The organism is Actinopolyspora sp. BKK2, from assembly GCF_011291845.1.
In the GTDB taxonomy this organism is placed as follows: domain Bacteria; phylum Actinomycetota; class Actinomycetes; order Mycobacteriales; family Pseudonocardiaceae; genus Actinopolyspora; species Actinopolyspora saharensis.
Window position 1 is genome coordinate 14,728 of sequence record NZ_JAANTE010000005.1, and the last position, 12,346, is coordinate 27,073.

At 71.9% G+C, this 12,346-nt stretch carries 11 protein-coding genes; 9 read left to right on the forward strand and 2 right to left on the reverse strand.

Features of this window, described 5'->3' with window-relative positions:
- Window positions 1-22: 22 nt before the first annotated feature.
- The 5 genes from G9Q41_RS12215 (at window position 23) to G9Q41_RS12235 (ending at window position 5,121) form a co-directional block, all read left to right on the forward strand.
- A complete protein-coding gene (locus G9Q41_RS12215) occupies window positions 23-841 on the forward strand; it encodes an ESX secretion-associated protein EspG (protein WP_165633305.1) in 819 nt (272 codons plus the stop codon).
- Window positions 842-1,069: 228 nt separating this feature from the next.
- Entirely contained in the window at window positions 1,070-1,981 is a 912-nt protein-coding gene (locus G9Q41_RS12220) for a SurA N-terminal domain-containing protein (protein ID WP_165633306.1), read from the forward strand.
- A 255-nt stretch (window positions 1,982-2,236) separates the two neighbouring features.
- Entirely contained in the window at window positions 2,237-3,241 is a 1,005-nt protein-coding gene (locus tag G9Q41_RS12225) for a MazG family protein (RefSeq protein ID WP_165633307.1), read from the forward strand.
- 148 nt (window positions 3,242-3,389) lie between these two features.
- A complete protein-coding gene (locus G9Q41_RS12230) occupies window positions 3,390-4,187 on the forward strand; it encodes a lytic murein transglycosylase (RefSeq protein ID WP_347567579.1) in 798 nt (265 codons plus the stop codon).
- A 100-nt stretch (window positions 4,188-4,287) separates the two neighbouring features.
- A complete protein-coding gene (locus G9Q41_RS12235) occupies window positions 4,288-5,121 on the forward strand; it encodes a lytic murein transglycosylase (RefSeq protein WP_165633309.1) in 834 nt (277 codons plus the stop codon).
- 345 nt (window positions 5,122-5,466) lie between these two features.
- On the opposite strand, the gene G9Q41_RS12240 is transcribed toward G9Q41_RS12235, so the two are convergent.
- Window positions 5,467-5,850, reverse strand: a complete 384-nt coding sequence (locus tag G9Q41_RS12240) for a tetratricopeptide repeat protein (protein ID WP_092526501.1) — start codon at window positions 5,848-5,850, stop codon at window positions 5,467-5,469.
- A gap of 260 nt (window positions 5,851-6,110) precedes the next feature.
- On the opposite strand from G9Q41_RS12240, the gene eno reads away from it, so the two are divergent.
- From eno to G9Q41_RS12255, 3 genes are all read left to right on the forward strand, one after another.
- Window positions 6,111-7,397 (forward strand): phosphopyruvate hydratase, encoded by a 1,287-nt coding sequence (gene eno, locus G9Q41_RS12245; RefSeq protein ID WP_092526504.1) that lies wholly within the window; start codon window positions 6,111-6,113, stop codon window positions 7,395-7,397.
- 120 nt (window positions 7,398-7,517) lie between these two features.
- On the forward strand, window positions 7,518-7,943 hold the full coding sequence (locus tag G9Q41_RS22345) for a septum formation initiator family protein (protein ID WP_092526507.1): 426 nt from the start codon (window positions 7,518-7,520) through the stop codon (window positions 7,941-7,943).
- Window positions 7,940-8,461 (forward strand): DUF501 domain-containing protein, encoded by a 522-nt coding sequence (locus G9Q41_RS12255; protein ID WP_165633310.1) that lies wholly within the window; start codon window positions 7,940-7,942, stop codon window positions 8,459-8,461. Before G9Q41_RS22345 ends, G9Q41_RS12255 begins: the two co-directional genes overlap by 4 nt.
- A 454-nt stretch (window positions 8,462-8,915) precedes the next feature.
- On the opposite strand, the gene G9Q41_RS12260 is transcribed toward G9Q41_RS12255, so the two are convergent.
- Complete coding sequence (locus tag G9Q41_RS12260) at window positions 8,916-10,580, reverse strand: isovaleryl-CoA dehydrogenase (protein WP_165633311.1); 1,665 nt, start codon at window positions 10,578-10,580, stop codon at window positions 8,916-8,918.
- Between the two features lie 374 nt (window positions 10,581-10,954).
- Here G9Q41_RS12260 and G9Q41_RS12265 point away from each other — a divergent pair, with 374 nt between their 5' ends.
- Entirely contained in the window at window positions 10,955-12,148 is a 1,194-nt protein-coding gene (locus tag G9Q41_RS12265; protein WP_207631265.1) for a lytic murein transglycosylase, read from the forward strand.
- The last annotated feature ends 198 nt before the right edge of the window (window positions 12,149-12,346 follow it).

The window sequence follows — 12,346 nt, forward strand, 5'->3', positions numbered from 1 at the left end:
CGGACAGAGCGCGGGAGCGGCCGTGTCCCGGCGGTTTGAACGGATCATCCGGACCCCGGTCCTGCTCGACTACGCCGCCTACGACGTGCTGCACAGCGGCGAGTGCGGTGCGGACGCGCCCAAGCCCGCCGGGCTCGAAGGGCTCTCACCGGGCAGCACGTACCGGGAGCGGGTGCTGCTGATCAAGGACGTGCTCGCCGACCTGCGCGAGCGCGGGCTGGCCAAAGTGGACAACCCGGTTCCGGAGCTGCGCGAGACGATTCGGCTGCTGCACAACCCGCACCGGCGGATCTACGGCTGGTACGGCTTCGTCGAGGACGAGCAGCAGGTGCGGGGCAGCTTCCACCTCGCCGAGTCCGACGACGTGGCCGTGCTGGCGGTGTGGGAGCGCGGGCAGGTGCTGCTCGAACCGGTCCGGGCCGACGACCTGCACTCGGTCGTGGCCAGCCTGCTGCCCGACGCGGCCGAGCCGGTGGCCGAGGAGGAGATCGTGGTGCCCGCCGAGCGGCCCCCGCGCCGCTCGCGTGACGAGGACGCGGAGTCCGCGCTCGACGAGCCCGAGGATCGCGTGGAGCGGGACCCGGTGCAGCGCCGCTACGACCGCGTCGAGCAGCTCACGAGCGGAGGGCAGCACTTCGTGATGCAGCTGGGCAAGGCCCGGCGGGGAGCCTGGGGCGAGGAGAAGGTCAGCGAGTTCCCGCTGAACTACTACTTCGGTCCCGAGGGCGCGGTGCTCTCGGTGCTCAAGCGCCCGAGCGAGGACCCGGAGGGCGAACCGCTGCGGCATCTCGTCCCGGCCACGCCCGCCGCCTTCCGCCAGGAGCTGCGCTCCCTGAGCTGAGGTCCTCGCCCCGGGTGGGTTTTCCAATTTTGCCTAAGATCGGGAAACAGCGGGGCAGGAAGCCGACCGGCCACAGTGGCCCGCAGGGCGAGCGGCTGCCCCGCATCCGGGGGAGCCGCCGGTTCGTGCCGCGTCACGGCGACATCCGGAGGATGGTACGCAACGTGTTCGAGCGTGATCACAACGGGTTTACGGACAAGCCGGGGCTGCTCGTGAGAAAGTGATCCTGTGAGATCCGTCATCGTTCGCCCACGATTGATCGTCGCGTTGCTCGCCGCCGCGCTGCTGACGGGCTGTGGCGCCCAACCCTCCAAGGCGGGCTCGGCCGCCATCGTCGGCGACCACGCCATCCCGGTGAGCACTGTGGAGAGTCGCTTCGACTCGGTGCTGCAGAGCAGGCCGAGGATGCTGGAGCAACTCGAGAGCGAGAACCGCAAGGACGAGCTGGCAAGCAGGATAGCCGCGTTCACGGTGCGGCAGGAGCTGGCCGACCGGGCCGCCCGCAGGCAGAACCTGCGAGTCCCCGAGCAGCGAATCACCGAGTGGATCGAGCGCCAGGGCGGTGCCGAGGCAGCCATGAGCGAGACGATCTTCACCGCTGACCAGGCCCGCTCGGTGGCGAGATCGCTGCTGCTGATGCGCGAACTCGGCAGCGAGCAGCTGCCCAAGGTCTCGGTGCGCTTCGACTACACCAGCGCCACCACCCGCGCGGAGGCCAAGAGCAAGGCCGAACGCATGGCGCGCGGGCCGGAGCAGGCCGCCGAGCTGATCGCCGAGGACAGCGCTTCCGGGAGCCCGGCCGGCGAGGGCAGGGAGCTGCGCGCGGCGAACAACCCGCGAATGGCCGCCAGCACCCCGCTGTTCGCGGCCGAGTCCGGAACTGTGCTGGCGTTCCGCGGGAGCGGGCGCTCCACGAGGTGGATGGTCGCGCGGATCACCGAACGCCGGATCTCGGACGAGCAGGGGCAAACCCCCGCGATGGGCTCGGCCGCGCAGCTCGAGCAGCAGTTCGGAGCCAGGCTGCTCGGTCTGACCGCCCAGCGTACCGGAGTCGAGCTCAGCCCCCGCTACGGAGTGTGGGACCCCGTGGCCGTGACCGCTGTCCCCGAGGAGGAGCAGCGTAGCGGCTTCCGCCTTTAGGGGGTGAGGGTTTCCGGGGCCGGTTTGCTCAGGTGGTCCTGTGGGGGAACCTCAGTCGGCGCCCGGCTGCGGGAGCGCGCCCATCGAGTAGCCACCTACGCCACGGGCGCGCTGTCCTCGCCGGGCACTCGACTGAGAACCCCCGGCGGTGCCGACTGCGTAGGTGGGTGTTTCGGCGCCGGCGGCGCCGAAGAATCCGCCCTGGCAACCCGAGCCGCCGGACCTACTACCCGAGGCGGTGGAAGAATCGTGGGTATGGACGCCGCTCGCCAACAGCCTTCCGTCGTGACCGGTTGTGCCGTCGTGCTCGTCGACAACCGCTTGGGGGACACGATCCCGGCCGAGGCGGTTCCGGTGCTGCGCCGTGCTGCCGCGGTCCACGCGGACAAGGGGCTCACCGACTCCGCCCGCGCGGCCTCGGGAGCAACCGAACCGCCCAGCACCCCCGAGCTGCTGGAGAGGGCGCGGCACGAGGCCGTGGTGCTGATCGCCTCCGAGGAGCACTCGGAGGCGGTCGCGGAGCTGCTCTCGGCCGGGGCCGAGCTGGTGCGCTCCCGGCCGCCGCGCGGAGCCGAGCTGCTCGACGCGGTGACCGTGATGGACAGGTTGCGCTCGCCCGACGGCTGCCCGTGGGACGCGGGCCAGACCCACGAGTCCCTGCGCACCTACCTGGTCGAGGAGACCTACGAGCTGCTGGACGCCCTGGAGCGCCGCGACCGCGCGGCGATGCGCGAGGAGCTGGGGGACGTGCTGCTGCAGGTCCTGTTCCACGCCAGGGTGGCCGCCGAGGACGAGCGGGACCCGTTCGACGTCGACACCGTGGCCGCCGAGCTGGTCAGCAAGCTCGTCTCGCGGCACCCCCACGTCTTCGCGACGGACGCGGCCGTGCACGACGCCGAGTCGCAGCACGCGCGCTGGGAGGAGCTCAAGCAGGCCGAGAAGCAGCGCGAGTCCGCTGTGGACGGTGTCGCGCACGGTCAGCCCGCCGTGGCCCTGGCGGCCAAGCTCGCCCAGCGCGCGCGGCGGGCCGGTGTCCCCGCGGACCTGCTGCCGGGGGGTTCCGGGGTGGGTGCGGAGCTGTTCGCCCTGGCGGCCCGTGCCGAGCACCGCGGCCTGGATCCGGAGGACGAGCTGCGCGCGGTTGCGCTGGCCTTCGACGAGCGGGTCCGCGCCGCCGAGGTGAGCGCGCGGGAGAGCGGAGCGGGGACGAACGGGCTTTCCGCCGAGCTCTGGCGGCGCCACTGGCCGGTGGGGGAGTGATCCCCGGGTCCGGCCGGTTCCCGGTGCTGCCCCGCGCGAAGGGCGCGCGAGGTGCGAACGTGACGTCCGAGTCGATTCGTTCGGCCGAACCCGTCCTGGAGAAGCAGTCGTACGGGCACACTGGGACGAGGTGATGGGAGGTCCGGTCGTGCCACGACAGTGGAAGGCATCCAGACCCTCGATGGGGTTGCTGGCCGGGTTGACGATGTTCGCGGTGCTGGTGTTCCTGGCCAGTGAGCTCAAGGAGGGCGACTCGGGGCGGGAGCGGCTTCCGACGGCCACGGCACCTCCGACGGACGGGGTGCGCCCACCCCAGGTGGACGCGCTGCCGGGAACGGACGCGTTCGAACAGGGGCAGCGCCCCCAGGAGCTGCTGGAGGACTGGGCGGACTCGATGTCCGAGGAGCTCAACATTCCGCTGACGGCGCTGGAGGCCTATGGGTACGCCGAGCTCGCCCTGGAGCGCTCCCGGCCGGAGTGCCGGTTGAGCTGGTCCGTGCTGGCGGGCATAGGCGCGGTCGAGTCCGGGCACGGGCGTTACGGGGGCGCGGATCTGGACAGCACCGGAAGGCCGGACCCGCCGATCAGGGGCGTGGTCCTGGACGGGAGCGAAGGCGTCCGGCTGGTTCGGGACACCGACGGGGGAGAGCTGGACGGCGACAGCACCTACGACCGCGCGGTGGGGCCGCTGCAGTTCATCCCCACCACCTGGCGCACCTGGGGACGCGACGCCGACGCCGACGGGAAGGCGGATCCGGACGACGTGGACGACGCGGCGCTGGCGGCGGCGCACTACCTGTGCTCCTCGAACACCGACCTGCGCGATCCCGAGCAGTTCAGGGACGCGGTGCTGCGCTACAACGCCAGCGGGGACTACGTGCAGCAGGTGCTCGACCACGCCGACGACTACGGCAAGCGCAGCAGGGAGCTCGTGCGCCGGGAGTGAGCGACTCCGCGCGGTGCGGAGACCGAACGCGCGGCGCTCCGCCGGGAAATCGGTCGCGACGGGGGCGAACGGAGCGCAACTGTCGAGTAGCCTGTCGCCGATGGCGAACCAGGGCCCGTTGTCCGCACGTCTCCGCGCCCTCCTCGCGGTGCTGTCCCGCATCGCCCTCGCCGCGAGCGTGCTCGTCGCGGCGGCGCTGGGGGTGGGGCTGGTCGCGGTGCTGGGGGCGCCCGCTTCCGCCCCGCAGGCCGGTCCCGCGCCGGAGGCTCGGGTGGAACCGGCCGAGGTGGAGCCGGGCTCGGCGCCTCCCGGCAGCGGAAGTCCCGAGGCGAAACCGAGCACTGAGGACGGAGCGGAGCAGGGGGCTCCGGTGCGGCAGTGGGCCGACGAGGTGGCGGCGGTGGCCGACGTCCCGGCACGCGCCCTCGTTTCCTACGTTCGGGCGGATCTGGCCATGCGCGACAGGCAGCCCGGCTGCCGGATCGACTGGGCCACCCTGGCCGGGATCGGCAGGGTCGAGTCCGACCACGGTCGCTACGGCGGGCGCAGGCTGGGGGCCGACGCGGTCCCCTCCAGCCCGATCATCGGGGTGCCGCTGGACGGTGGTTCGAAGGTGCGGGAGATAACCGACACCGACGGTGGGGCCCTGGACGGGGATCCGGTGCACGACCGGGCCGTCGGGCCCATGCAGTTCATCCCCTCCACCTGGGCGAGGTGGAGCACCGACGGTGACGGTGACGGAGCCGGGGATCCGCACGACCTGGACGACGCCGCCATGGCCGCCGCGCGCTACCTCTGCGCCGGGGGACGGGACATGCGCACGGGGCAGGGCTGGTGGTCGGGCGTGCTCTCCTACAACAGTTCGGAGTCCTACGCGAAGAAGGTCTTCGCGCTGGCGGAGGACTACGCGGAGGCGGCGAACCGCCGCGAGTGAGCGCGCTGCCGACCGAGGATCCGATAACTCATGACGGAGCTTTGCGTGGGTGGTCGGTTAGCCGGCACGTGAGTCGGCGCCTTGCTGTGTTGGGCCGCTCTTGAGTAGCGACCTACGCGGCGAGCGGCCGGAGACCCGGACCGAAACTCCTGATCGGGGCGTCGCCCCAATGCAGATGCTTTGAGCCTGCGCAGCCCGACCGACCGCGGGTTCTCAGTCTCGGGTCTCGTGAGGAAGGCCCGACGTTGTGTAGGTCGCTACCCGATGTCGGGCCTACCGGAGCGAGACCCCGACTGAGGTTCCGCCACGCAACCACTCGAGCAGACCAAGCTGCCGACCGGCTGCCTAAGATCCAGCGTTCACCCGGGCGATGTGCGCTCGAATCTCGCCGAGTATCTCCTGGTAGGCGGGGTCCGGGTACATCGTGGTGGCCAGGCGCACCTGGGCGTGTGCCTCGTTGAGCCTGCCCTGGCGTTGCAGGGTTCGCCCGAGCACCAGTCGTGCGTAGTGATCCGAGGGGTCCAGTTCGATGACCCGCAGGAACGCCCGCTCGGCGCGGTGGAGCTGCGCCGAGAACAGATACGCGCGCCCGGCGAGTAACTGCACGCTCGGCTTGTCCGCTGCTTCGTCGAGCACCGGACCGAGCGTGCGCAGGGCCTCGAACGGACGCCGTTGCGCCACAAGCTTTTCCGCTTCGCGGAAAGCTTCCACGGTTCCTTCGGTCCTCATGGCCACACCAACGGTACGGTTCGATCCACTGCTACACCATGGTGCGACCGGGTGGCGTGCCACGCCAGGTGTTTCGGACGTCACCGCGGACCGCGGTGGCGCGGGACCGCGAGCCTGCGGCGGGCACGTGGCGCGCCCGGTTAGGCTCGGAGAAGGTCGTCGGGCGTCCTGCCCACCGTGGGTCTCTTCGGTGGCACACCGGTGGGAACGTTGCGGCGGGCTGTGACGTCTTGAGTACACAAAGCTTGTTAGGAGCACAAGTGGCGATCATCGAGCAGGTCGGCGCTCGCGAGATCCTGGATTCGCGTGGCACCCCCACCGTCGAGGTCGAGGTGGCCCTGGACGACGGCACGTTGACCCGTGCCGCCGTGCCGTCGGGCGCGTCCACCGGTGAGCACGAGGCCGTCGAGCTGCGGGACGGCGTGGCCGAGCGCTACGGCGGCAAGGGCGTGGAGAAGGCCGTCGCCGGGGTGCTGGACGAGATCGGTCCGGAACTGATCGGCGTGGAGGCGATCGAGCAGCGGGTGGTCGACCAGAAGCTCGTCGACCTGGACGGCACCCCCACCAAGTCCAGGCTGGGGGCCAACGCGATGCTCGGCGCCTCGCTGGCGGTGGCCAAGGCCGCGGCGGAGTCCACCGGACTCGAGCTGTTCCGCTACGTGGGCGGACCCAACGCCCACGTGCTGCCGGTGCCGATGATGAACATCCTCAACGGTGGTGCGCACGCCGACACGGGCGTGGACATGCAGGAGTTCATGATCGCCCCGATCGGTGCCGACTCGTTCTCGGAGGCTCTGCGCTGGGGCTCGGAGATCTACCAGGCCCTCAAGTCGGTGCTCAAGAGCAAGGGCATGGCCACCGGGCTCGGTGACGAGGGCGGTTTCGCCCCCTCCCTGCCGGACAACCGGCAGGCGCTGGACCTGATCAGCAGCGCCATCGAGAAGGCCGGTTACAAGCCGGGCAGGGACGTCGCGCTCGCGCTCGACGTGGCTGCCACGGAGTTCCACTCCGACGGGGTGTACCAGTTCGAGGGCTCCAAGCGCAGCGCCGAGCAGATGGTCGGCTACTACACCGAGCTGCTGAACTCCTACCCGCTGGTCTCCGTGGAGGACCCGCTCTCCGAGGACGACTGGGACGGCTGGGCCAGGATGACCTCCGAGCTCGGCGAGAAGGTCCAGATCGTCGGTGACGACCTGTTCGTCACCAACCCCGAGCGGCTCGAGGAGGGCATCAACCGCAGGGCCGCCAACGCGCTGCTGGTCAAGGTCAACCAGATCGGCACGCTCTCGGAGACCCTCGACGCGGTGAACCTGGCCAACTCCTGCGGTTACCGCAGTATGCTGAGCCACCGCTCCGGGGAGACCGAGGACACCACCATCGCGGACCTCGCGGTGGCCACCGGCTGCGGCCAGATCAAGACCGGCGCCCCCGCCCGCAGCGAGCGGGTCGCCAAGTACAACCAGCTGCTGCGCATCGAGGAGAACCTCGGTGACGCCGCCCGTTACGCGGGTGAGCTGGCCTTCCCCAGGTTCACTGCGGAGGTGTAACCCATGCCCACCGGGCGACCGCCTGAACGCGATCGGCAACGGCGCGGGGGGAACACGACGCGCCGCGCCCGGGAGTCGGCGCGTGAGCGGCGCCCGAACGGGGGATCGGGAGGCAGAACCGTGTCGCGGCGGTCGGGCAAGAGCACCCGGCCGCCCGCCGGCACCGGTGGTGCGTTCAAACTTTCCTCGACCCGGCGGGCGGCCGTGCTGGCGATTCTCGTCTGCGCCATGGCGCTGAGCGTCTCCGTGCCGTTGCGGACCTATCTCGGTCAGCGCGACGAGCTGGCCGACCTGGAGAGCAGGGAGCACCGGCTGGGCGAGGAGGTGCAGCGGCTCGCCGAGCGCAAGACGGAGCTGTCCGACCCGCAGCGGCTGGAGACGGAGGCGCGCGAGCGGCTCGGCTACGTCCGTCCGGGCGAGACCCCCTACATCGTCGACCTGCCGTCAACGCCACCCGGCGATTCCGGGGACAACAACGGGGACTCGAAGGAGAAACCCTGGTACCAGAAGCTTTGGAAGGCCCTGACCGGAGGGGAGGGGAAGTGACCGTGTCGGGTGTGGAACCGCCCGGTGAACCCACCGCGGACGAGCGCGACCGGGAAGTCGTGCGCAGGCAGCTCGGACGTCCGCCCCGCGGAATGCGGGACGTGGTGACCAGGGACGCCTCGGGAGAGCCGACCGTGGTGCGCACCAGCCCGCGCCTGCCGGACGGGACCCCCTTCCCGACGCTGTACTACCTCACGTCCCCCAGGCTGGTCACCCTGGTGTCCACTCTGGAGTCGGAGGGCGTGATGCGGGAGATGACCGAGCGGCTGTCCACCGACGAGGACCTCGCCGAACGCTACCGGCGGGCGCACCAGCAGTACCTGGCCGAACGGGACGCGCTCGAACCGCTGGGCACCGAGGTGAGCGCCGGGGGGATGCCCGGCAGGGTCAAGTGCCTGCACGTGCACGTGGCCCACTCGCTGGCCAAGGGACCGGGGGTGAACCCGTTCGGCGACGAGGCGCTGGAGACCGTCGCGCGGCGGTGGCCCCAGGACGCCGCCGAACTCTTTCGGTTTTGAATTCCGCCACGGAGCTCTGCTCGGGTGGTTGGTTAGCCGTCACGTGAGTCGGCGCCTTGCTGTGTTGGACCGCTCTTGAGTAGCGACCTACGCGGCGAGCGGCCCGGCCTTGCAATGCATCCGACTCACGCACCGGAGCTTCTCCTCCTGCCCAGGCTCAAAGCACTTATCTTGGGCGGCTCGCTCTGCGTGGCGGTGCGGGTGGCGGAACCTCTCGCGGGCTCTCGCTCCGGGGAGGCCCGACATCGGGTAGCGACCTACACAACGTCGGGCCTTCCTCGCGAGAGCACCACGAGAGAACCCGCGGCGGTGCCGACCTCCTGGGCTCAGAGCGCTTGCGTTGGAGCGATGGACTTCTCGGGGACTCGGTTCGCTCGGGTGGTGGTGAGCGGCTGGCATCGCTCGGAAGACGTCCGGTCGAGCCGCACCGCTGCTCGCGCATCGCTTGGTCGGGTCAGTCGCGTCCTCCGGGAGTGACCCGGTCCAGCAGCTGCCGGGAAGCCACTCCGGAAGTCCCCGGGGTGCTGCCGAGCGCCTCCAGGCGGGTCGCCAGGAAGGTGTCGGAGACCTCCTCCGGGGAGTCGCGCAGCAGCAACCCCGCCTGCACGGTCAGCGTGAGCAGCTCGGCCAGTCTCCTGGCGCGGGCGGGCTGCGGATCGGCGAGCTCCGCGCGCAGCGAGCGCACGGCGCGGTCGTAGCGCTCGTCCCTTCCGGAGGCGAGATCCAGCTCCTCCAGGAGCCGCTCCGCCGCCTCCGGCTGCTTGTGCAGCGCGCGCAACGTGTCCAGCGCGGTCACGTTGCCCGCTCCCTCCCAGACGGACATCAGCGGGGCCTCCCGGTAGAGCCTGGGCAGCCCGGACTCCTCGACGTAGCCGTTCCCGCCGAGGCACTCCAGCGCCTCGGCGATGACGCTCGGGGCCCGCTTGCACACGTAGTACTTCGCCGCGGGCAGCACGATCCGCAGCAGGTCGAGCTCGGCGCGCTGCCCGCGGTGCCCCCCGTCGGCGGCCGCGGCGAGCCGCATCCCGAGCGCGACGGCCGCCTCGGACTCGACGGCGAGCTCGGTGAGCACCGCGCCCATCAACGGCGTCCGATCGAGCCGCTCGCCGAACGCGGAGCGGTGCGCGGCGTGGTGACTCGCCTCGGACAGCGCGATCCTCATGTTGGCCGCCGAGCCGAGCACGCAGTCCATCCTGGTCATCGAGACCATGTCGATGATGCTGCGCACCCCGCGCCCCTCTTCGCCGACCAGCCAGCCGATCGCGCCGGTGTACTCGATCTCGGCCGAGGCGTTGGACTTGTTGCCGAGCTTGTCCTTGAGGCGCTGCAGCCGGATCGCGTTGCGGGTGCCGTCCGGCAGCACCCGGGGGATCAGCAGGCAGCTCAGCCCGCCGGGAGTCTGCGCGAGCGTGAGGAACAGGTCGTTCATCGGGGCCGAGGTGAACCACTTGTGGCCGACCACGCGGTAGCTGCCGTCGGAAAGCGGCTCGGCGGTGGTGCTGTTGGCGCGGACGTCGGAACCGCCCTGCTTCTCGGTCATGGACATGCCCGCCAGCAGCCCGCCCTTCTTCTCCGGGGGCCGCACCCCGAAGTCGTAGTGCGTGGACCGCAGCCCCGGCTCGTAGTGCTCGGCCAGCTCGGGGCTGTGGCGCAGCGCGGGGACCGCGGCGAAGGTCATCGACACGGGACAGCCGTGTCCGGCCTCGGCCTGGGACCATAGGTAGAAGCCAGCCGCGCGGGCGAGATGCTCGCCGGAGGGAGCGTCGGGGGACCAGGGCGAGGCGTGCAGCCCGGAGGAGACCGCCTCGCCCATGAGCCAGTGCCAGGACGGGTGGAACTCGACCTCGTCGACGCGGTGGCCGTAACGGTCGTGGCTGTGCAGCACGGGAGGGTGCGCGTTGGCGAGCCTGCCGTGCTCGCGCGCCTCGGCCGAGCCCGCCCGCCGGGCCAGCGGGCGGAGCGACTCCACCCGGTCCGCCGCGCCCCGCGCGGTCAGCGCCTCCCGCAGCGCGGGGTCGCAGGCCAGCGGGTCGAAGTCGTCCAGCGGGGGCGGCTGGTTGCGCACCTCGTGGGTCCCGGTCTGCACCGGGGCGTGTTCCCGCTCTCCGTCGAGCCTCATGTCGGCAGGGTAGGCCACACCGATTACCGAACAGTAGTGGTAGCGAGCGAAAACGACGTGCCCGGCCGCTTCGCGGGCGGATCGGGCCTGCGCGAATGCTGATCACCGGGCGGTCCGGCCGCTCATGGTGTGCAATCCCGGTGGGAGCCGTTACCGGAGCGATCGGTTAGCCCCGAGCCGCGGGGCCGGAGCCGTGATCCGCGGCGACTACCGGAAGTGCCCGGAAACCCGTGGGGAGGCAGGACTTGGCGCGTCGGAGCAGACCGGCGCCGTGGCGGCGCCGGCCCCAGCAGTCCTGGTGGCCGCGGCCTGCCGGAAGTGATCGTCCCGCGCGCGGAGCGCGGGCACGCCGTGTCTCCCCGGGAGGGACGCTGTTGCTGCTGCTCGGGCTGCTGCTGCCCTTCGTGCTGGTCGGAGGGGCCAACGCCCTGACCGGGGCCTGGTTTGCGAGCAGGAGCGCTCCCGCCGACTCCGGTGCACCCCGGGTAGCTGGGGCGACCGGGCGGGCCACCGAGCGGCAGGAGCCCGGGGTGCGGCTGCTGCGGGACAGCGCCGAGCTGCGCGATCCGAGCTCGGAGAAGTCCGTCGACGTGCCGGACGGCCCGCTCGGGGTGCCGGAGCCGATGCTGCGGGCCTACCGCGGTGCCGCGCGGGAAGTGGGCGGGACCGATCCCTCCTGCGGGCTGCACTGGTCGGTGCTGGCCGCGATCGGCCGGGCCGAGTCCGGGCACGCCCGCTCCGGGCAGGTGGACGAAACGGGCACGACGGCGACCGCGATCCTGGGGCCGCGCCTGGACGGCGGGGAGGACCTGGCGGCCGTGCCGGACACCGATTCGGGCGAGCTGGACGGGGACCCGGTCTGGGACCGCGCGATCGGGCCCATGCAGTTCCTGCCCACCACCTGGAGACGCTACGGCGCCGACGGCGACGGGGACGGGGTGCGCAGTCCCCACAACGCGCACGACGCGGCGCTGGCGGCGGCCCGCTACCTGTGCGACTCGGGGGGCGATCTGAACCGGTCGCGGGAGCTGGCCCGGGCCGTGTTCCGGTACAACCACTCCGAGAGCTACGTGCGCGAGGTGCTCGGCTGGGCCACCGCCTACCGCACGGGGGTGCTGCCCGTGCCCGCGAACCCGGTTCCCGAGGTGGACGAGGTGGCACTGCCCGAGGTGGACACCTCCTCGGGGGGCGAACCCGCGGAGCGCACGGAGGAGGGCGTGGACTCCGGGAGGCCGGGAGGCGAGCGGAAGGATCCCGAGCGCACCGGGGCGGGTCCGGAGTTCCCCCCGCTCTCGCCCGCGCCCGCGCCGACCGGCGATTCGGGACGCGAGTCGTTCCCCCCGCTGGTTCCCGCGCCGTCGCGGGACGGCGGTGCGGAGGGCTCCGCCGGTGCGGAGCGGCCGTCCCGGACGCGGGTTCCGGAAGCGCCCACCGGCGACGGGACCGGCTCCGCGGAGCCGAGCCGGACCTCGCGGGAGCCCGCCCCGACCTCCGAGCCCTCCGGAAACGAGCGCGAGCGGGTATCCTCCGCCCCCGAGCCGTCCGCCCCCGCCGCTCCCGGAGCCTGAGCGCGCAGCCCACCCCCTGACCCCGCCCGCGAAACGTTCTTTCTGGAACGGGTCCAGAGGGAACGTTTCGCGCGAAACCGTCGGATCGGTGGGCAGGCGGGCCGCGGCAGCGGGGAGTCGCTCGAATAGCGTGGTCCGCGACGCGCGGACGCAGCACCGGACGCGTCGCGCCTCCGCCCGCGAGCGGGCGCGGACGGC